The sequence below is a fragment of the Streptomyces sp. DI166 genome (assembly GCF_900091315.1).
Classification (GTDB): Bacteria; Actinomycetota; Actinomycetes; order Streptomycetales; family Streptomycetaceae; genus Streptomyces; species Streptomyces fuscus.
The window spans coordinates 12,644-30,918 of sequence record NZ_FLSP01000071.1 but is presented as its reverse complement, the minus strand read 5'-3'; the positions used below and the strand labels follow the sequence as shown (position 1 = coordinate 30,918).

The 18,275-nt window shown below is 70.6% G+C and carries 23 protein-coding genes; 11 read left to right on the top strand and 12 right to left on the bottom strand.

The features are described from left to right. Window positions 1-18: 18 nt before the first annotated feature. Window positions 19-1,002, bottom strand: a complete 984-nt coding sequence (locus GA0115233_RS28690; protein WP_093723218.1) for a threonine/serine dehydratase — start codon at window positions 1,000-1,002, stop codon at window positions 19-21. Window positions 1,003-1,061: 59 nt separating this feature from the next. Between GA0115233_RS28690 and GA0115233_RS28685 the strand changes: the two genes are divergently transcribed. Next, window positions 1,062-1,721 carry a TetR/AcrR family transcriptional regulator gene (locus tag GA0115233_RS28685; protein ID WP_093723217.1) on the top strand — a complete coding sequence of 220 codons (660 nt, stop codon included), beginning with the start codon at window positions 1,062-1,064 and terminating at the stop codon, window positions 1,719-1,721. Window positions 1,722-1,744: 23 nt separating this feature from the next. Here the strand turns inward: GA0115233_RS28685 and GA0115233_RS28680 are convergent, their stop codons facing one another. Continuing rightward, window positions 1,745-2,119: a hypothetical protein gene (locus GA0115233_RS28680; RefSeq protein WP_141689580.1), complete on the bottom strand. Its 375-nt coding sequence runs from the start codon at window positions 2,117-2,119 to the stop codon at window positions 1,745-1,747. Between the two features lie 10 nt (window positions 2,120-2,129). On the opposite strand from GA0115233_RS28680, the gene GA0115233_RS42440 reads away from it, so the two are divergent. From GA0115233_RS42440 to GA0115233_RS28665, 4 genes are all read left to right on the top strand, one after another. Continuing rightward, window positions 2,130-2,396, top strand: a complete 267-nt coding sequence (locus GA0115233_RS42440) for a hypothetical protein (protein WP_369691384.1) — start codon at window positions 2,130-2,132, stop codon at window positions 2,394-2,396. 27 nt (window positions 2,397-2,423) lie between these two features. Then, window positions 2,424-2,855, top strand: coding sequence for an FtsX-like permease family protein (locus tag GA0115233_RS42435; protein ID WP_369691383.1), 432 nt, complete (start codon window positions 2,424-2,426; stop codon window positions 2,853-2,855). A 225-nt stretch (window positions 2,856-3,080) separates the two neighbouring features. Beyond that, window positions 3,081-4,298: an MFS transporter gene (locus GA0115233_RS28670; protein WP_093723215.1), complete on the top strand. Its 1,218-nt coding sequence runs from the start codon at window positions 3,081-3,083 to the stop codon at window positions 4,296-4,298. A 145-nt stretch (window positions 4,299-4,443) separates the two neighbouring features. Next, window positions 4,444-5,271 (top strand): class I SAM-dependent methyltransferase, encoded by an 828-nt coding sequence (locus GA0115233_RS28665; protein ID WP_093723214.1) that lies wholly within the window; start codon window positions 4,444-4,446, stop codon window positions 5,269-5,271. A 14-nt stretch (window positions 5,272-5,285) separates the two neighbouring features. Here GA0115233_RS28665 and GA0115233_RS28660 read toward each other — a convergent pair whose 3' ends face one another. Continuing rightward, a complete protein-coding gene (locus GA0115233_RS28660) occupies window positions 5,286-5,900 on the bottom strand; it encodes a TetR/AcrR family transcriptional regulator (protein WP_093723226.1) in 615 nt (204 codons plus the stop codon). Between the two features lie 70 nt (window positions 5,901-5,970). Here GA0115233_RS28660 and GA0115233_RS28655 point away from each other — a divergent pair, with 70 nt between their 5' ends. Next, window positions 5,971-6,387: a VOC family protein gene (locus tag GA0115233_RS28655; protein ID WP_093723213.1), complete on the top strand. Its 417-nt coding sequence runs from the start codon at window positions 5,971-5,973 to the stop codon at window positions 6,385-6,387. Between the two features lie 51 nt (window positions 6,388-6,438). Here GA0115233_RS28655 and GA0115233_RS40715 read toward each other — a convergent pair whose 3' ends face one another. Continuing rightward, window positions 6,439-7,113, bottom strand: a complete 675-nt coding sequence (locus tag GA0115233_RS40715) for a hypothetical protein (RefSeq protein ID WP_141689579.1) — start codon at window positions 7,111-7,113, stop codon at window positions 6,439-6,441. Between the two features lie 254 nt (window positions 7,114-7,367). Between GA0115233_RS40715 and GA0115233_RS28645 the strand changes: the two genes are divergently transcribed. The 3 genes from GA0115233_RS28645 to GA0115233_RS28640 are packed head-to-tail and all read left to right on the top strand — an operon-like array spanning window position 7,368 to window position 9,396. Then, complete coding sequence (locus GA0115233_RS28645) at window positions 7,368-8,096, top strand: hypothetical protein (RefSeq protein WP_093723211.1); 729 nt, start codon at window positions 7,368-7,370, stop codon at window positions 8,094-8,096. Window positions 8,097-8,102: 6 nt separating this feature from the next. After that, window positions 8,103-8,864, top strand: a complete 762-nt coding sequence (locus GA0115233_RS41225; RefSeq protein WP_176711970.1) for a hypothetical protein — start codon at window positions 8,103-8,105, stop codon at window positions 8,862-8,864. After that, window positions 8,842-9,396 carry a 2OG-Fe(II) oxygenase gene (locus GA0115233_RS28640; protein ID WP_176711969.1) on the top strand — a complete coding sequence of 185 codons (555 nt, stop codon included), beginning with the start codon at window positions 8,842-8,844 and terminating at the stop codon, window positions 9,394-9,396. Before GA0115233_RS41225 ends, GA0115233_RS28640 begins: the two co-directional genes overlap by 23 nt. Before the next feature lie 10 nt (window positions 9,397-9,406). Here the strand turns inward: GA0115233_RS28640 and GA0115233_RS28635 are convergent, their stop codons facing one another. From GA0115233_RS28635 to GA0115233_RS28625, 3 genes are all read right to left on the bottom strand, one after another. Then, window positions 9,407-9,946, bottom strand: coding sequence for a hypothetical protein (locus GA0115233_RS28635; RefSeq protein WP_141689578.1), 540 nt, complete (start codon window positions 9,944-9,946; stop codon window positions 9,407-9,409). A 16-nt stretch (window positions 9,947-9,962) separates the two neighbouring features. Further along, window positions 9,963-10,640, bottom strand: coding sequence for an adenosylcobinamide amidohydrolase (locus GA0115233_RS28630; RefSeq protein WP_255310385.1), 678 nt, complete (start codon window positions 10,638-10,640; stop codon window positions 9,963-9,965). 120 nt (window positions 10,641-10,760) lie between these two features. Further along, window positions 10,761-11,690 carry an AraC family transcriptional regulator gene (locus tag GA0115233_RS28625; RefSeq protein WP_093723208.1) on the bottom strand — a complete coding sequence of 310 codons (930 nt, stop codon included), beginning with the start codon at window positions 11,688-11,690 and terminating at the stop codon, window positions 10,761-10,763. Between the two features lie 112 nt (window positions 11,691-11,802). On the opposite strand from GA0115233_RS28625, the gene GA0115233_RS28620 reads away from it, so the two are divergent. After that, window positions 11,803-12,477, top strand: a complete 675-nt coding sequence (locus GA0115233_RS28620; RefSeq protein WP_176711968.1) for an NAD(P)H oxidoreductase — start codon at window positions 11,803-11,805, stop codon at window positions 12,475-12,477. Window positions 12,478-12,746: 269 nt separating this feature from the next. Here GA0115233_RS28620 and GA0115233_RS28615 read toward each other — a convergent pair whose 3' ends face one another. The 5 genes from GA0115233_RS28615 to GA0115233_RS28595 all read right to left on the bottom strand — a co-directional run bounded on the left by GA0115233_RS28615 (window position 12,747) and on the right by GA0115233_RS28595 (window position 16,516). Further along, entirely contained in the window at window positions 12,747-13,664 is a 918-nt protein-coding gene (locus GA0115233_RS28615; RefSeq protein WP_093723207.1) for an NADP-dependent oxidoreductase, read from the bottom strand. A 257-nt stretch (window positions 13,665-13,921) separates the two neighbouring features. After that, window positions 13,922-14,500: a hypothetical protein gene (locus GA0115233_RS28610; RefSeq protein ID WP_141689577.1), complete on the bottom strand. Its 579-nt coding sequence runs from the start codon at window positions 14,498-14,500 to the stop codon at window positions 13,922-13,924. Window positions 14,501-14,689: 189 nt separating this feature from the next. Continuing rightward, window positions 14,690-15,157: a hypothetical protein gene (locus GA0115233_RS28605; protein ID WP_093723205.1), complete on the bottom strand. Its 468-nt coding sequence runs from the start codon at window positions 15,155-15,157 to the stop codon at window positions 14,690-14,692. A 79-nt stretch (window positions 15,158-15,236) separates the two neighbouring features. Then, on the bottom strand, window positions 15,237-15,728 hold the full coding sequence (locus GA0115233_RS28600) for an SRPBCC family protein (protein WP_093723204.1): 492 nt from the start codon (window positions 15,726-15,728) through the stop codon (window positions 15,237-15,239). Between the two features lie 224 nt (window positions 15,729-15,952). Continuing rightward, window positions 15,953-16,516 carry a tellurite resistance TerB family protein gene (locus GA0115233_RS28595; RefSeq protein ID WP_093723203.1) on the bottom strand — a complete coding sequence of 188 codons (564 nt, stop codon included), beginning with the start codon at window positions 16,514-16,516 and terminating at the stop codon, window positions 15,953-15,955. Window positions 16,517-17,071: 555 nt separating this feature from the next. Here GA0115233_RS28595 and GA0115233_RS28590 point away from each other — a divergent pair. Further along, on the top strand, window positions 17,072-18,268 hold the full coding sequence (locus GA0115233_RS28590; protein ID WP_255310384.1) for an AAA family ATPase: 1,197 nt from the start codon (window positions 17,072-17,074) through the stop codon (window positions 18,266-18,268). The last annotated feature ends 7 nt before the right edge of the window (window positions 18,269-18,275 follow it).

Below are 18,275 nucleotides of genomic sequence, written 5' to 3'. Positions count from 1 at the left end.
GACAGCGTCCGCGCCTGATCAGGGTGCTTCCGGCCGACGCACGAGGTCGCTCGGATCGGTGTTGGCGCCGCACACGACGACGCAGACCTTCTCGCCGAGCTCGGGCCGGTAGACGCGCCCCGTGAGGGCGGCGAGAGCGGTGGCGGCGCCGTGCTCGACGGCGAGCCTGCGGTGGTCCCACAGGGCCTGCCGGGCGCTGATGATCTCGCTGTCCGGTACGAGCACGGAGCGTACGAGGTCGTGGCGGGCGGCGTGCAGAGCCATGGCGGACGTACGGGGCGCGCCGAGGGAGTCGGCGGCGACGGAATCGACAGCGACGTCGATGACGGCACCGGCTTCCATGGCGGCGTTGAGGGCGCGGCAGTTCTCCGGCTCGACGGCGACGGTACGGATGCCGTGGTGCTGCGCGGCGGTGGCCACCCCGGCGAACAGCCCGCCCCCACCGACGGCGACGATGACGGTGTCCAGGTCGGGAACGCGGTGGCGGATCTCCTCCAGCAGCGTGCCGGCGCCGGCCGCGATGAGCGGGTGGTCGTAGGCGTGGCTGGCCAGGGCGCCCGTGGTGCGCGTGAACTCCTCGCAGGCGGCGAGGGCTTCGGCGTACTCGGAGCCGACGAGGCGTACGTCGGCGCCGTAGCCGCGGAGCCTGGTCACCTTGACCTCGGGGGCGTTGGCAGGAAGGAAGACGGTGGCCCGTACCCCCTGCTGTCGCGCGGCCCACGCACAGGCCAGGCCGGCGTTGCCGCCGGAGGCGATGGTGACTCCGGCGTCGGGGAGAGTGCCCGCCTCGCGGTGGGCCTGGATGAAATTCTGCGCGCCGCGGGCCTTGAAGCTGCCAGTGTGCTGCATGAACTCCAGGGCGAGCCACACGGTGGAGGGCGCTGCGGACCGGTCGTCACCGGGGAACGCGTCCGCGTCGACGGGGGCGAGGGTGACAGGGCGGATCCGCCCGGTGATCCGGTCGGCGGCGGCCTTGATGTCGCCGTGGGTGAGGGGGCGCAAGGGAGGCTCCAGGCAGGTCGGAATGGCGTGTCGATACGCTGTACCGTACGCTGACTCGCATGCCCAGGCAATCCACATCCCTCACCCAGGCCACCCCTGAGCGCATCGCCGAGACCGCCCTGCGCATCGTGGACGAGGACGGACCGGCCGCCCTCAGCTTCCGTACCCTGGCCGCCGCGCTGGACATCTCCGTCGCCGCGCTCCAGCGCCGCTGTACCGACCTGGCGGGCCTGCTGGACCTGATCACGGACCACCTTGCCGCGCGCCTGCCGAGCATCCCGGCGGACACGGACTGGGCGGGCGCCACGGAACAGCGCTTCACGGCGCTGTACGAACTCCTCACGGCGCACCCAGGCCTGATCGCCCTGCGCGGCGCACGGCCCTGGCTCGGCCCACAGCTCCTCAAACGCCTGGCCGAGCCGCAGTTGGCCGACTTCATCAAGGCCGGGATGACCCCGCAGGAGGCGATCCGCACCTACCGCAGGCTGTACCTCCTCACCCTCGGCAGCGCGAGCTTCGTCGACCACCGGGACCCGAAGAGCACCGAGAGAACGACGCGCCAAGCACTGGCCGCCCTCGACCCGGAGGACTTCCCCCACCTGACAGGCAACCTGTCGACAATCGTGCGCGCCGTCGACCACGAGGTGTACTACGGCGCCCTGCGCCAGCTCATCGACGCGGCTGCAGCAGAGAGAACCCGACCTCAGTCACGCGATTGACGCCGACACCCAGTCGCTACGTGCTACTGAGGCTCTGGCGCTCTACCGGGCCGGACGGTGGTCGCCACGGGCCAAATCATGCTGTAGACAAGCACTTTGGTAAGCGGGTTGAGCCACACCATCAGCGGAGCGCCCTCGCCCGCGCCGCCGACCAACACCACCAAGCCGAAGATCAGGCCCGCGCTGATCGCATAGGCCAGCAGAAACCTGAACCAGGACTTCCAGGCATCCACGACAGCCGCGCGGCCGTAGAACACCGGACGCGGCGGGGCAGCGGCTCCGTCGAAGCGGCGGGCGAACCTGGCATCGGCCCAGCGGACGGTGCGGTGGCCGTAAAAGTCCGACGCCCGTGCCACGGAGCCCGAACCGCTCGCCGCAACCACCGAACTACCGCTCACCGCAGGAAGGTTGAGCGACCTGGACGACGACTCGATCATCGTCAAAGAGGAGTGGGAGAACCACACGGTGGGCGACCGCGTGAACGTATGGCTCGGCGACGGCACGCACACGTCCCTGAGGATCGCCGTCATGCCCACCGGCACCGGCGACAACGGCGTCTACATCACCCCGCGCAATGCCCCCACGGCCCCCGTCGGCCCGTTCGACGTACGCCTCGCGCCCGGCGCCGACGCGGGAACCGTGGCAGCCGGTCTGCGCCAGGCGCTACGGACGTAGGGCGGAAAGCTTCTCACCGACGACACGATGCACCCCGAGACCATCAGCCCCCGCACGACCCGTACGGGCATCTTCCTGGTCCTCGGGACAGCCCTCCTCCACACCGGCATCTCACTGGCCAACACGATGGTCATGGCGACCTCCGACCGCGTCCGCGAGCTGGCCGTGCTGCGTCTGGTGGGCGCCACCAAGTGGCAGGTGCTGCGTCTGGTGGGCGCCGAGGCGCTGCTGGTGGTCACGGTCGGCGGAGTGCTGGGCGCGCTGGTCGCGGCGCTCAACCTGGCGGGCATGTGGAGCGCGCTGCGTCTGCTCTCGGTACGGGCGTCCGTCGAGGTCCCCTGGGCGTCGCTCGCGGCGGCCCTGGGCGCCTGCGCGGTGCTCGCGGTGACATCCGCCCTCGCCGCGGCCGCCGTCTCGCTCCGCCGGAGGGCGGTAGAGGTGGCGGGCGTACGGGAGTGACCGGTGGCAGCCATCGCGAGCCCCCAGACATGTGACGATGATCACGAAGAACGCCTCCAGATCTTGGAATGCCAGCTTCCGCTCGACTGCTGCACTGTTACGGGTTTCCCATGCCCAGGGGGGCGCCGGGCAATGAGGCACGGCACGACAGTCCCCGAGTGCCCGCACCCACTCCCATCTCCCCGCTGCTCCCGCACCACCCGCTCTGAAAGGTTGTCCTGCGCCATGCCGCTGGCTCTCCTGGCCCTGGCTGTTGTCGCTTTCGGCATCGGCACGACCGAGTTCGCCACGATGGGGCTGCTGCCCCAGATCGCCGACGGGGTCGGGGTGTCCGTCCCCCAGGCGGGCAACGTTGTCTCCGCCTATGCCCTGGGAGTCGTCGTCGGCGCCCCGGTGCTGACCGGCATCTGCGCTCGCGTCCCCCACAAGCGGCTGCTGCTCCTGCTCTCCGGGCTGTTCGTCATCGGCAACGTCGCGTCCGCGCTCGCCCCCAACTTCGGCCTGCTCTTCGCCGCACGCTTCCTGGCCGGGCTGCCGCACGGAGCGCTCTTCGGCGTCGGCGCGGTCGTCGCCTCCCGTCTGGTCGCCCCCGACCGGGCCGCCCGCGCGGTGTCGCGGATGTTCCTCGGCCTGACCGTCGCCAACATCGTCGGCGTCCCGGCCGGTACGGCTCTTGGACAGCAGCTGGGCTGGCGCTCCGCCTACGTCGCGGTCGCCGTCATCGGCCTGGTCGCCCTCGCCGCCCTGGCCGTGTTCGTCCCGCACCAGCCGCGCGGGGAGCAGTCGGGCATCCGGCACGAACTGCGCGCCATGGGGAACCGGCAGGTGTTCATCGGCCTGGCCACCGCGGTCGTGGGCTTCGGCGGCTTCTTCGCCCTCTACAGCTACCTCGTCCCCATGCTGACGAACCTCACGGGCCTGTCCGACTCCTCGACCACGCTCGTCCTCGCCCTCTACGGCGTCGGCATGACACTCGGCACCCTGGCCGCGGGCCCGCTCACGGACCGCGCCCTGCGTCCCACCCTGTACGCGGGGCTCGCGCTGCTGTCCTCGGCCCTGGTGGTGTTCTACTTCGCCGCGCACAGCACGGTGCCCGCCCTGATCACGATCACCTTCGTCGGCGCGATGGGCGCCCTGATCACCACCCCCGTCCAGATGCTGCTGATGGCCAAGGCGAAGAACGCCCCGACCATGGCGGCGGCCTCCAACCACTCCGCGTTCAACCTGGCCAACGCGGGCGGCGCCTGGCTCGGCGGCCTGGCCATCTCCGCGGGCTGGGGCTGGGCCTCACCGGCTCTGGTCGGCGCGGCCCTGGGCGTGGCGGGCCTGGGCCTGGCGTTCATGGGCGGCCGGATGGACCGCGGCGACAGGCACTCGGAGATCATCGCGTCGTCGGGAGCGCAGGCTGAAGAGGTCGCTGCCGCCGGGCCGCACCGAAGCTAGTACAGGTGCACGGCCGTCAGCCGTACCGCATGCGTATTCCGCCCACCCGATGACCCGCCTCTCGGAGGCGAGGGGCGGCGCCGCGCGCCCTAGGCTCGATGAAGACGGCCGTCGGCACTTCAGGGGGGCGAGGGAGGCAACCGGCATGGCGGAGACGGTGGACGCACGTGAGGCGGACCGTGCGCTGAAGGCGAAGCACCGGACGATGTGGGCACTGGGTGACTACCCGGCGGTGGCCAGGCTGGTCGTCGCGGGACTGGGTCCAGTCCTGGTGGAGGCCTGTGCGGTCAAAGGCGGCGACCGGGTGCTGGACGTCGCCGCCGGATCCGGGAACGCCGCGATCCCGGCCGCACTGGCAGGCGGGGACGTGGTCGCCTCCGACCTCACGCCCGAGCTGCTGGCGGCGGGGCAGAAGGAGGCCGAGGCGCGGGGCGCCACACTGACCTGGCAGGAGGCGGACGCCGAGGCGCTGACCTTCGAGGACGGCGCCTTCGACGCGGTCATGTCCTGCGTCGGTGTCATGTTCGCCCCGCACCACCAGGCCGCCGCCGACGAACTCGTACGGGTCTGCCGCCCCGGCGGCACCATCGGGCTGCTCAACTGGACCCCCGAGGGGTTCATCGGGCAGATGTTCGCCACCATGAAGCCGTACGCCCCACCGCCTCCTCCCGGCGCCCAGCCGCCCCCGCTGTGGGGGAAGGAGGAGCACGTGCGCGCACTGCTCGGCGACCGGGTCTCCGACGTCGAGGGGTGGCGCCGGACCATCCGCGTGGACCTGTTCCAGGAGCCGGAAGAGTTCCGCGACTTCTTCAAGAAGGCCTACGGGCCCACCATCGCGGTCTACCGCAACATCGCCGACGACCCCGAGCGGACCGCCGCCCTGGACGCCGCCCTCGTGGACCTGGCGCAAGGCGCGATGCGGGACGGCGCCATGGAGTGGGAGTACCTGCTGCTCACCGCCCGCAAGGGCTGAGCTGACCCCAGGACTCAGTCCGCGCGCAGCGCCTGGAGCATGCGCTGCAGCGCCGCCACGGTGTCGGTGAGGTCCTCGGGGCGCGAGGACGAGGCCAGCCACAGCGCCGCCTCGTTCATCGCCCCCGACAGCAGATGCACCAGCGGCTGCACGGGCTGTGCGGCGATGATCCCCGCCTCCACGAGCGAGGTCAGCGCCTCGGTCAGGTGCCGGGCCGAAGCGGCCTCGTCCATCGCCCGCCACTCGCTCCAGCCCAGCACGGCAGGACCGTCCACCAGCACGATCCGCTGGATCTCCGGCGCCGTGGCCGCGACGAGGAAATCACGGCACCCGGCCGTCAGCTGCGCCCACGGATCGTCCTCGGCGTCGGCCGCGGCGGCGACCCGTCGGCCGATCTCCTCCTGCGCCTCCGCCAGCACGGCCCGGAAGAGGTCCGTCTTGCCACCGGGGAAGTGGTGGTAGAGCGCGCCCTTGGTCACCCCGGCCGCCTCAACCAGCTCCGCTAGCCCCACCGCGGCATACCCCCGCTCGGAGAACAGCCGCCTGCTCTGCCGGACCAGCGCAAGCCTGGTCTGCTCCCGCTGCCGCGCCCGCACACCCTGCTGTGCCACCGCACGAACTCCCCTCATTGACATACCGACGGTACGCGAAATAGTCTCTTCGCATACCGATGGTACGCGAAACGAACAGGGGGACCTGATGAAGCTGACCAGCTTCTACCCGGTGATCTGCACGACCCGGCTGGCCGAATCCCGCGACTTCTATACCGGCCTGCTGGGCTTCGACATGACCTTCGAGGCGGACTGGTACGTCAGCCTGTGCCACCCGGGCGAGACGGGCTTCGAACTCGCCCTCCTCGACCACACGCACCCCACCCTCCCGGAGGGCTACCGCACACCCGCCGAGGGCCTGCTGCTCAACTTCGAGGTCGAGGACGTCGACGCGGAATGGGAGCGCCTCGTCCTCCAGGAGAAGCTGGAGCCCGTCCTGGGCCTGCGCAGCGAGGACTTCGGCCAGCGCCACTTCATCGTCGCCGACCCCAACGGCGTCCTCATCGACGTCATCACACCCATCCCGCCGAGCGCCGAGTACGTGGAGCAGTACTTCCCGGAGTGACCCGGTGCCGCCTCGGCGGCCCACCTGGCCCTGCGCGAGGCGTCTGGCCTTTCACCAGATCAGGCACCAGTAGATGCCCGCGTTGCCGATACCGATCCGGTCCACGGCGGGCACGAGGCCGGGGTCGGGCCGGCCCGTCGAGGACAGGGAGCACGCGGGGTCACCGACGGTCTGGGCCTGCGCCATGCGCTGTGCGGCGGCGACAGCGGTGGGGGAGGTGTACCACGTGGTGGTCGCCGCCCCACTGCCCTCGGGCTGCGGCGTCGATGTCGTCGGGCTGGGGACCGGGGCCGAGGTGGTCGCCGCGGGCCGCGTGGTGGTCTCGGAAGGCCGCGTCTCAGGCTGCGGGCGGGTCGGCGCGGGCGTCACGGACGTGTGCGGCGCAGGCGGCGGCTTGGTCGTATGCGGCGGAACCGACGTCGGGAGAACCGTCGGGCGGTTGGTGGACGGCGGCGTCGACGTGGGGGAGCGGGAGGTCTTGGACGCGGTCGGTTCAGGCGTCTTTGACGGTGTCGAAGGCGTCGAGGTGGGGGTGGGTGACTCGGGCGTCCCGGCGGTCTCCGACGGCTCCGTCACCGACGGTGACGCGCTCGCGGTCGCCGCCGAGTCGGGTGATTTCCCGTCCGAGTCCAGCAGCAGCCATGTTCCGGTGCCGCCGAGGACGAGAACGGCGGCGCCGCCCGCGATCCACGGGGCCCGCCGCGACGGGCGTCGGTGCCGGTTCATGGTTTCACTGTCGCATTGCCCCGGTGATCCCGCAGTGGTAGCGGTTCGTACTCTTCGCGCGGGCCGAGGATGATCATGCCTGGCGCGCCCCGTGCCCCCTTCGGACGGCACCTCTGTGCCCCGCACGCGATCCCACCGTAGGCCGTTGTGCGTACATGCGCCGAAAGGCGGGACGGAGCCCCCGAGGGACGGGAAACGTCACTGCGTCCCTCGACCGGCAATCTGGCCGCCACAGCGGCGATGGAGGCTCCCACGTGACGATGAATCGCCTGGAAGAGTTCGAACTCGACTGCGTCAGCGAAGTCGACCCGTCCTTCGAAGTCCCGGCGCGTGCTTTCCTGCGCCGGATCGGCCGGTCGCGGCTCTTCGACGAACTGATCCGCCCGGCCCTGGACGAGGGGTCCGCACTCGTTGCCGTGGCTCAGCGGACCCGCCCCTGGCCGCCCTGGGGCATCGGCGCCCGCACCATCTCCGCAATGGAGATCGCGGTACCCCGGGCCGAGGGAACAGCCGGCCTCACCAGCGTCCTGGCGGTCCCGGAGGAAGGCACCGAGATCGGCCTCCTGGCCGCCGTGCACGCGACCCTGCTCGACGGCCTGGCCGAGCGAGGCGTCGAGCGCGTCCATCTGACCGTCAGGGAGGGGGCCGCGTTCGGAGAATGGCTGGCCGCCCGCGCGGGATTCGAGCGGAGCGACAGCCTGGTGCTCACCGAGCACTCCCGGTACTGGCTGCACGATGCCCCGATCGACGAGCACCGACGGGCCATCGGCATCGAGGGCGCCGACGTCGACGACCTGGTGACCGGCGGCGCCCTGAAGGACGACGCCTACGCCTCCACCGCTATGTATCTGCTCGGAGTCACCCAGGCACTCGGCCCCTCCTGGGACGAGCAGTTCGTCTCCGGCGAGATCATCGCCAACACAGGCCCCGGCATGGTCGCCGCATGCCTGCCTCCGGGCGGACCACCCGCCCTGGAGCAGTAGCGCCCCATGGGCAGCGTCGACATCGTGATCCGCAGCCACGCAAAGGACTTCGCCTGGCTGCGGCACTGCCTGGCCGGTGTACGGCGCTGGTGCACCGGCTTCCGCCAGGTGGTCGTGGTGGTCCCGGGCAAGTGCGAGCGCAGGCTGGCCCGCTACGGCATCGAGGCCGACCGCATCGTCCTGTGTCCGGACTACGCCGACGACTACCTGGGCCAGCAAGTGACCAAGACACTGGCCGACACCTTCACGGACGCGGACCACATCGCTCACCTCGACTCCGACAGCGTCGTACGCCGCCCCCTCACCCCCGCCGACCTGATGGACGACGCGGGCCGCCCCCACCTGCTCTACACCCCCGGCACCTACTTCCGCCGCGGCGCCCCCTGGCAAGCGGCCACCGAACGCTTCCTGGCCCGACCGGTCACCTGCGACTACATGCGCCGCCAGCCCCTGGTGTACCCCCGTTGGATCTACCCGGAACTGCGCGAGCACGCCGTACGCCAACACGGCATGCAGCTGGCGGAGTACATCGTGGCCCAACCACCCCTGGGATTCTCCGAGTTCAACGCACTGGGCGCCTACGCGCACGAACACCACCACGATGCCTTCTCCTGGCACCTGCACCCGAGCCCGGCCTACGACGAGACATGGACGCGGGTTTTCTGGAGCTGGGCCGGCATCACCCCGGCCGTCGCACGCGAACTACGAGTACTCGGCCTCCCATCGGCCGCAACTGAGGAGAAGGATGCTTTCACCGCCGACCCATGACGTCGTGGTCTGGGAGTCCGTACTGGCCCCGGCACTCCTGGATGCCCTGACCCGCACCATGCAGGCCGCCGAAGGGCGCCCGGCCGACGTCTGCGCGCCCACGGGCCGCCTGGTCGACCAACACATCAGACGAACCAGCCGAGTTGAGGTGCCGCAGTCACTGTCCGACAAGACCCGCCTGTGCTTCGAAGGCCTGCACGACAGGCTGGAGGAGCACTTCGGTGTGCGGCTGGGCGGCTGCGAGCCACCGCAGTTCCTCCGGTACGAGCGTGGCGACCGTTTCGTGCCGCACTCCGACGTCGCCGCGGGGCGAAGGGTGACAGCGGTCCTGCACCTCGCACAGGCGGGCGCGGCCCGGGGCAGTCTGACATTCTTCGCTCCGTCACCGACCGCCACCTGGCAGACCTGCCGCAAGAAGATCTCGTTCCCTCCGGGCTCCGTGATCGCCTTCCCCGCCGACCTCGTCCACGAAGTGCCACCGGTACGGGTCGGCCCCCGCCTGACGGTGGTCACCTGGTTCTGGAACGGCTGACGGGGCGCGCTCAGGGCAGCGATCGGCGAATTGAGGCCCAGATCTGGACCTGTTCGCGGGTGTGCCCCGGCGGCAAGTGGTCGAGCAGGCACTTCAGATGGGCCGTCAGGTTCTTGTGCCACCGCAGCCGGCGGATCTCGTCGAGGGGCAGGTCGCGCCACCCGTCGGACAGCGCGACGGCCTGCGCGGGCGTGAGCCGTAGCGCGCGCAGCGTGTCGGCCGCCAGCGCCTCGGGGCACCAGTCGAGGTCGGTGTCGTCGGGCCCGAGGCTGTCGATCACCCACATCCGGAGCATGAACTCCTGCTGGTTGACCCGGGTCAGAGGCCCTTCGCCCTCGGCGTCGACGAGCCGGTTGGCGAGCAACGACAGCTTCGCCCACTGGCGCCGGGACTCGTCCGGCAGGTTCGGGTCGTAGGCATGTGTCTGTGCCGCGACGCGCGCTGTCTCAAGCTCCGCACCACGGGTGCGCTCGACGAACGCCCGCAGTTCGTCCATGTCCCAGCCGCCCGGATCGGGCCCGAGGCCCTCCCGGTCTGTATCGCCGCTCATGATCCGTGCTCCTGGTTCACCTGTCGGCGGCGCTGCGCACCGCATCATGCACGGCCCGGGCGAGGCGGGCGCCCCACAGCGAGCGTGGGCCCGCGAAGGCGTGGACCTCCTCGTCGGCACGTGGGGAAGGGGCGGCGACGCAGACGGCGTCCGTAGGGGTGCCGGAGCAGTCGAGCCCCGCGTCGAGCAGTGCCTGGACCTTGGCCTCCGTGGCGGTGGCCACGGCGTTGACGAGGGCCGCGTCGGTCAGGGGTACGGGGATCGCGGCGACGATGTTGATCGTGCCCGCGCGCGGTGCCGTGACCGTGCTCTCGGCCGGGGAGGCGGCCCATCCGCGTACCCCGAGCCCAGCGGTGGCCACGGCTTCCACTCCGCCGTCGTGGGCGGACCCGTACGCGCGTACGTCGGCGGCGGTCATCAGCCCCACACCCGGACCGTCGACACCGGCGAGGCGTGCCAGGTCGGCGAGGTGGCGGTCCGGATCGACGCGCCGGTAGCCATGGCCGACCTGGGCGTTCAGGATCCAGCGGCGTTCGCCGATCCCGCCACCGAGTACCGCGCTGCTGATCATCCGCCAGCCGTCGCCCACCTTCCACAACAGGCTGTGCAGCAGCTCGCCGTCCTCGACGCGGGTGAGGAGACGCAGGCCGGGCAGGGCGACGTGCCGGCGGGCGATGGGATCGAGGGCGGTCACCGGGCGGACTCCTGTTGATGGCCGGGCGGGGAACCGGGTGATCGTACGCCGCACTGTGCGGATGTACGACGCCGGGCTCGTGACGTACGCGCAGGCCGGCGCCCTCGATGGCCCTGGAGGTCACGCCGCCGCGCTGCGGAACTTGCTCGGGCTCTGTCCCTTGTGGCGTTTGAAGGCGGCGCTGAAGCCGAAGGCGTCGGCGTAGCCGACGGACTTGGCGATCTGGGCGATGCTCAGGTCCGTGTCGGCCAGGAGCGCCTCGGCCTCGCCCATGCGGCACTCGGTGAGATAGGCGAGCGGTGGACGGCCCATCAGTTCGGTGAAGCGTCTGGCGAACAGGGCCCGGGAGACGCCTGCTTGCGCGGCCAGCGAGGCGACGGTCCAGGCTTCGGCGGGCCGGTCGTGGAAAGCGCGCAGGGCGGGGCCGAGCACCGGGTCGGCAAGGCCGCGGTACCAACTCGGGGCGTCGGTACCGGCCCGCTCGAACCAGGTGCGCAGCGTACACACCAGCGCCCAGTCCAGCAGCCGGTCCATCAGCGCCTGTGAACCGGAGGAGTGGCGGGCGGCGTCGGCGGCGGAACTCTCCAGCCAGGCGCAGACATCGGCGTCTTCGGAGACGACCAGGACGGGCGGCAGCGCCCGTAGGAGTCGTTCATGGCGGTGACCGGTGGCACGGTAGGCACCCACGATGAGCGCCGTGGCGCCCTCCGGGTCGGTGCCCCAGTGGATTCCCGCGAGTTCCTCGTCCGAGCACGGGTCTCCAGGAGCGAAGCAGTGGATCTCGTACTCCGTGTGCGGGCGTTGCACGGTGGCGGGCCGGTCCACGAGGCGGAACGGCACCGGGCCGCGTACGACCGCCGTGTCGCCCGCGGTGACCACCCGCTCCGTACCATCGGCCAACAGCAGGGTGCCGCCCCCGCGCAGCACGGTGACCATGGTCAGCGGTGCGTCGTCACTGAAACGGATGGCCCACGGCGCACCGAGAACAGCGTGGGTGACGACCGAGCCCTCGGCCCGGATACCGCCCAGCAGGGAACTCAACGGATCCATCCGCCAACTGTAGACGATCTCCTATGAGTTGAAGACTTCCTCCCATGGATCATCTACACGGCTGCGGTTGTACTGGAGTCACCGAAGCCAACCAGCCCTGTCGGGAGACACCGTGCCGCAGCACAGCACCAAGACAGCCCTCGTGGTCGTCGCGCACCACCGCAGCGACTCCCTCACCGCCCACACGGCGCGCCGTGCCGCCGCCCGGCTCCGGTCCGCCGGATACCGCATCGACCTGCTCGACCTGCACGCCGAGGGATTCGACCCCCGCATGACCGTCGAGGACCAGCCCGACTGGGGCAACCGGGACAAGACGTACTCGAAGGAAGTGCACGCTCATATGCAGCGCATCCTCGACGCGGATGTCGTGGTCGCCGTCTTCCCCGTGTACTGGCAGAGCGTGCCCGCCATCCTCAAGGGATGGATCGACCGCGTGTGGAACTACGGGTTCGCCTACGGCCGCAGCAAGCCGCGCCTGGCCGGCAAGCGCATGCTCTGGCTCGGCCTGGCCGGTGCCACCGCCGACGACCCCGTCGCACAGGGCATGCGGTCCGTCCTTGAGGCCGGCCTCAGCGACGGCATCGCCGCCTACTGCGGCTTCTCCCACTCCACTGTGGGCCTGCTCCTCGACGCGGAGGAACGCCCGCAGCGCGTCGACGCCGAGGGCAACCTGCTCATCGGGGACGCCGCCGTCGGCGCCGAACGGGAAGCGAAGTACGCCGACTTCGACCGTCGGGCACTGCGCTGCGTGGACGACTTCCTCGCGGCGGAACCGGTCGCGGTCTGAAGCCGCACGGCTAGGGTCTTTCGTTCGGATCAGCCCGGCTGCGGCTGACGGTGCAGGGTGGCTTGCCCGAGCGGGGGCGATGGGGGTGCCCCCGCGCGAGGTTGTTCGAGCGTGGGGGAGCGTGCAACTGCAAGGCGGAGGAGGGAGTCGGCGAGTGACGACAACGCGGCTGGGGGTGCCCCCTCTGGGGGAGCGCGTGCCAGGGCCCACGACGCCGGGATGATCCAAACGAAAGGCCGTGGCTCGGCGACCGGGCGGGTGCGGGTGGTTCATTCCTCGGCGACGCGGATGACCGTCTTGCCGCCCACTGGCTTGCGCGCGAACGTGGCAGCCGCTTCGGCAAGAGGCACCACGTCTCCGACGAGGGGCTTGAGCCGCCCTTCCCGCACGCGCCGGGCGAGGTCGCTGAGGCGGGCGCGGTCGGGTTCGACGACGAAGAAGACGGCGCGTGCCTCGCGGGGATGGACCGTGACGGGCTCGGCGATGGTGACGAGGGTGCCGCCGGGGCGGACCAGGGAGGCGGAGCGTTCGAGGATCTCGCCGCCGATCACGTCGAGCACCACGTCGACGTCACCGATGTCCTCCAGCTTCTGGGCTTCGAGGTTGACGTAGGAGTGCGCGCCCAGCCCGAGCACGGTGTCGCGGTGCCCGGCACGTCCGGTGCCGATGACGTGGGCCCCTGCCTGACGGGCGAGCTGCACGGCGATCGAGCCGACAGCGCCCGCTGCACCGTGGATGACGACGCTCTGCCCGGTTCGGAGCTGGGCGTGGTCGAACAGGGCCTGCCAGGCGGTGAGCCCGGAGATGGGCAGCGCGGCGGCCGTGACGTGGTCGATGTCGGCGGGGAGCGGGGCGAGATTGCGGGCTTCGACGGCGGTGTACTGGGCCAGGGTGCCGTTGCGCGCCCAGTCCGTCAGGCCGTACACGCGCTGCCCGACGCTCAGGCCGGTCGTGCCGTATCCGAGCTCGGCGACGACACCGGACAGCTCGTGCCCGGGCACGCTCGGGGTCCGGTCGTGCCCGGCCCGGTCGGTCCAGGTGCCGGGCCAGTCCAGTTCGCCCGGGGTGAATCCGGCGGCGTGGACCTTCACGATGACGTCGTTCTCCGCGGCGTGTGGATGGGGCAGCTCGGAGAGGGTCAGGCCGTCGGCGCCGGCGGTGCGGTCCTGGGCGATGATGGCGAGCATGGGGGGTTCCTCCGGGGTGCGGGGAGACGGGCGCCGACGTGTGGTGCTGTGGTCACCCTCGACCCTAGGATTCGGGTAGCCCAAGCATGTGGGCCATTCCTTCCCTCGTTGAGTGGGCCATTTGGCTCACCGGGGACGGGACCGAGACGGCTTGCCTGCTTCGCACGGGGGCACGGAGCAGGCAAGCGCGAACGCACAGCATGGAGCCCGCCTTCGGCGCGGAGGAGTGCCCTTGCGCCGTCCGGCCGGGCGTCCGGTCAGCCCCTGCCGAGCCAGCCCCAGCGGGCGGACCTGCGGCCGGTGTCCGACTGCCCCGGCTGCGGCGCGATGAACGGAGCGAACGTCTGGGCCGCCGCATCGTCGTCGGGCACATCGTCCTCCGTCTGCCCGATGCCCTTGAGCCTGGCCCGCCACGGCCCGTCCGCCGTGGACACCTCGACGATCACCGGACCCTCGGGCAACGGGTGAGTCTCCCGGCGGGCGCCGATCTCGTTGATGAAGTTGTCGTCGTTGGGGAGCGCCGTGGGCTCGGTGTGGGTCGGCTGAGAAGAGCCACACCTCGGCGATCTTGTCGCCCGAGACCCGGAGAACGTCGATGCCGTCCCACCGCGCGTGGACCCGATGACGAGTACCCGCTCGGCATCCGCCTCTGTCTCACCGAGTCCCGCCTCCAGCCAAGCGGTGCCCGCCGCGCCACCCGCCAGGCGTACCGCGCTGGACGGATGCGCCGGCGCCCCGTCGGTCACCACGTCGTGGACCCCCCGGACCCGCCCGTCTGCCGCCAACAGCAGTGCGGTGGCCCGCAGTTCACGACATGCCGCGATGCGCGACGGCACAGTCGGAACGAATGTATTGGCCCCTTGACCAGATCGCTCACGACAATCCCCCTCCGTCATCACCGTCGTCCCTGGCGGCGGTGTCACTGCTGTCGCATTCAGCCCGGAGTGATCAAGATGATCTTGGTCGGAGCGCCCCAAACACGGCGAAGTGCTCCACTGCACTCAGCCGTTCCGGATGTGGTGCGGTCAGTGGTCGCTCGGGTCGTCCGCTGTCCGCGGCGGACGCGCGGTGTGGTCGGAGTGGCCTCGCGTACGGCGGCTCTCCTTCATCTCCGCCTCGTACAAGTGGTCACGGCCCTGGGCGAGTTCCTGCACCGCACTGTGCTCAAGCTGCCGGAACGGCTCGTAGTACGTGGTGTTGTACGCCTCGACGATCTGGAACGTCCAGTGCCCGGGAATGACGTTGCGCCCGACGATCTCGGAGCGGACCTTCTCCGCCCATTCGGAGTGTCCTGATTCCTCCAGCAACCGTACGGCGCGGTCCAGTTGGAGGTCGGCTGTCCCGGTCAGCTGATGGAAGTCGTACAACCGGCCTCTGGCGCGCTCGGTCGTCTCCAGTGCCTTGGACAGCGCTCCGAGGGCTTCGACGGTCCTGTCGTCGACGTGGGCGGGGCGACGGTGTTCACGGTCGGGGCCGCTGGGGGAGTCGGTCACGGCTTCTCCTTGCGAAAGGGGCGCGGGGTCAGGGCGGAGGGAGGGTGCGCGAGGTCAGGCCGAAGGGGGGCACGGTGTGTCAGGCGCTGCCCGCGCCGTCCGCGCTCGGTACCGCGGACAGGCTCCGGGCTGTGGGGCGGGACTCCGCCTCGACCAGTCGGGCGAGGCGGGCCAGCATCGCGCGGTGGCGCAGCTGGATAAGTGCCTCGAAGCCGACGTTGTGCAGCATGCCGCCCGCTCCGCGCAGGGGGTGCTCGTCGACGATCACGAGGCAGTGCTCGCCCCAGGGGCGCAGCTCGATCGCGATGCGCGCCGTGCCGAGCACACCGGCGTGGGCCTCCAGCTCCAGACCGACGCCTTCCTCGCAGCGACGGACGACCGTCTCGTTGGACAGTCGGACGGGGCCGAGCGGGACCTCGAACCCGATGGCAGCGCCGGTCTTCGGCCACTGTCCGTTGATCGGGTGTGACTCCGAGGTGCCGACGACCCACTCCGCGTACCGGTTCCCGTCGGCGAGGACGTCCCACACCTCGTCGGGGCTCACTCGGATCAGACGATGACGAACGGCCATGGGTGCCTCCAGGCGTCAGCGGTTTCTCGGCAGCCACTCCCGAGTGCCCCGCTGACGCCGAGGCATCACGTGCAATTCATGGTGATGAGGCAGGGGCGATTGCGTCACGAGCATGACAAGAGTCGGCGCATGCAACGCAATCACGCCATCACAACGCTCCTGACCAGCAGAAATGTTGATGTCAGCGTGAAGTGTGCGGCCCGAGGGGGCGCCGGCCCCCAGGATCAGAGCTGGAACTCCGCAGGATTCAGCCCCAGGGTCCCGCACGCCTCCCGGAGAACCATCTGCTCGGCCTGCGAGAAATGCCCGTCCGCGCCGGCGATGACCATGCCGGTCTGGATGACAGCACGGGCCTCGGTCGGCTTCTTGGCGGCCTTGGCGATGTCCTGCAGCGCCTCGCTCTTGCCCAGCGAGAAGTCCCGGGTGAGCTGGCTGACGTGCTTGTGGAAGCGCTGGCGCAGCTGCTCCGGCGGGAAGTTCTGGAGCACCTCATTGCTGAGGATCATGGACTCCATCTGCTGGATCTCGCTGGTGTCCACGTGCCCGTCGGCGGCCGCGACCAGTGCGCACATCGCCATGCTCGCGTCCCGGTAGGCACCACTCTTCAGCTCCGCCTTGAGTGAGCCGAGCTGGGTCTTCAGCAGCCCTACCAGCGGCGCGCGGGAGCCACCGCGCGAGCTGCTGTGCCCGCTGCCGTGGGAGCCGCTGTGCGCGGCACCGCCATGCCCGCCCTGCACCTGCTGCTGCAGGGTTCTGGCCTGGTCCTTGAGCCGGTCGAACAGTGCCATCGATGCCACCTCGGTGCTCGAACTGTGTGATCTCTCTCAATGAACGCGTCGCCGCCGGGATTGGTTCCACCGCACCACGGGCCACGCCTCCGCTCCGCGGGTTGCGCCCATCATGGTCGTCACGGACCGGCGAGTGCAGGACCGCCGCGCTCTGCTGTCGGCAGACCCGCCGATGGGCCGCGATTTCGTGACGGTCTCCGAATGGCGTCCGAGAGCGCCGGGGGAGCAGAGGAACCCGAAGGCCCCGGCACACCCACCGCCGTGACCAACGACAGGCACATCCCGACGGAGTACAACGCGGCAGGGATGGCTCGGACCCGCTGGGGAGGGTGTGGCCGCTGGGACACAGGCATTAGTGTCGGAGCGGTGGAATCGCAACGCATCCAAGGGTGACGAAGGCGAAGCCGGTGGCTCGTACGGCGGTTGAGGCCCCACACGCGGGCGCGAAGCAAGATGGTCCCAGTCCCGCGACCGCGGCCGCACGCCATGCCCGCCCCCGCAAGCCTGCCCGCCCACTCGGGGCGCTCCCGCCCCACTCGCGGAAGTCGAAGAGCATTGGACGAACAGGACACAGCGCAGAAACTCCGGGCGATAACGAGCGAGCTGTCGTCCCGCTTCTACGAGCGGCACGACGTCGTACGCACCCTGGTCGTGACCCTGCTGGCAGGCCGGCACTCCCTGCTCCTCGGCCCGCCCGGAACGGCCAAGTCGGAGCTGGCCCGGGAACTCACCGCAAGGATCGACGGCGCGTCCTACTGGGAGATCCTGCTGTCGAAGTTCACCGCTCCGACCAGAATGTTCGGACCCATCGACGTGGCCGCGCTGGCCCGGGGTGAGTTCCGTCAGGTGTACGACGGCCGCGCCACCACCGCCCACATCGCGTTTATCGACGAGATCTTCAAGTGCTCCACGGCCGCACTGAACGAAACCCTGGGCTTCCTCAACGAGCGGATCTACCACCCCGAGAACGGCGGCGAGCCGATCCGCTGCCCCCTGATCGGAGCCGTGACGGCGAGCAACGAACTGCCCACCGGCGAGGACTCGGCCGCGATCTACGACCGCCTGCTCGTACGGATCGAGGTCGAATACCTCTCGGACCCGTCGAACTTCGCCGCACTGATCCGCTCCGCGGTCAACCACCCCTCGCAGCAGCCACCGGCACCGACCACGATCACTCTGTCCGACCTCCAGGACGCCGTGACCAAGGGCGTCCCGGCGACAGAGGTCCCCGACCCGGTTATCGACGCGATCTGCACCCTGCGTGCCGCCCTGCGCCGCAAGGAACTCATCGCCTCCGACCGCCGTTGGCGTCAGGCGGTCGGCCTGCTGCAGGCCTCCGCCTACCTCGACGGCCGCCCCGCAGTCGCCGAGACCGACCTGTCGCTCCTCACCCACGTGCTGTGGAACTCACCCGCCGAACGCCCAATGGTCGAACGCGAGGTACTGCACCTGGTCAACCCCGATGCGAAGGAAGCCCTCGAACTGTCCGACATGCTCGACGAGCTGGAGAACCAGCTCGACGCGATGGCGGGCCAGTCCCGCGAGGCGCTCAGCGACTGGGTCATCAAGTACGCCCACGGCAAACTCGCCATGGCGGGTCGACGGCTCACCGCCCTGCGCGCGGAGGCCGCGACCGCCGGCCGCTCCACGGCCACCATCGATCGCATCACCGGCCGCCAGCGCGCGGTCCGCGCCCGGGTACTCACCGAGGCCCTCGGCATGGACGCCAGCATGGTGCAGGCCCAGCTCTGACCTCCGG

Coding starts and splice junctions, on each gene's coding strand:
- GA0115233_RS28685 (WP_093723217.1), top strand. CDS start 1,062: ATGCCCAGGCAATCCACATCCCTCACCCAGGCCACCCCTGAGCGCATC.
- GA0115233_RS42435 (WP_369691383.1), top strand. CDS start 2,424: ATGCACCCCGAGACCATCAGCCCCCGCACGACCCGTACGGGCATCTTC.
- GA0115233_RS28670 (WP_093723215.1), top strand. CDS start 3,081: ATGCCGCTGGCTCTCCTGGCCCTGGCTGTTGTCGCTTTCGGCATCGGC.
- GA0115233_RS28665 (WP_093723214.1), top strand. CDS start 4,444: ATGGCGGAGACGGTGGACGCACGTGAGGCGGACCGTGCGCTGAAGGCG.
- GA0115233_RS28660 (WP_093723226.1), bottom strand. CDS start 5,900: ATGAGGGGAGTTCGTGCGGTGGCACAGCAGGGTGTGCGGGCGCGGCAG.
- GA0115233_RS28655 (WP_093723213.1), top strand. CDS start 5,971: ATGAAGCTGACCAGCTTCTACCCGGTGATCTGCACGACCCGGCTGGCC.
- GA0115233_RS40715 (WP_141689579.1), bottom strand. CDS start 7,113: ATGAACCGGCACCGACGCCCGTCGCGGCGGGCCCCGTGGATCGCGGGC.
- GA0115233_RS41225 (WP_176711970.1), top strand. CDS start 8,103: ATGGGCAGCGTCGACATCGTGATCCGCAGCCACGCAAAGGACTTCGCC.
- GA0115233_RS28640 (WP_176711969.1), top strand. CDS start 8,842: ATGCTTTCACCGCCGACCCATGACGTCGTGGTCTGGGAGTCCGTACTG.
- GA0115233_RS28635 (WP_141689578.1), bottom strand. CDS start 9,946: ATGAGCGGCGATACAGACCGGGAGGGCCTCGGGCCCGATCCGGGCGGC.
- GA0115233_RS28625 (WP_093723208.1), bottom strand. CDS start 11,690: ATGGATCCGTTGAGTTCCCTGCTGGGCGGTATCCGGGCCGAGGGCTCG.
- GA0115233_RS28615 (WP_093723207.1), bottom strand. CDS start 13,664: ATGCTCGCCATCATCGCCCAGGACCGCACCGCCGGCGCCGACGGCCTG.
- GA0115233_RS28600 (WP_093723204.1), bottom strand. CDS start 15,728: ATGGCCGTTCGTCATCGTCTGATCCGAGTGAGCCCCGACGAGGTGTGG.
- GA0115233_RS28595 (WP_093723203.1), bottom strand. CDS start 16,516: ATGGCACTGTTCGACCGGCTCAAGGACCAGGCCAGAACCCTGCAGCAG.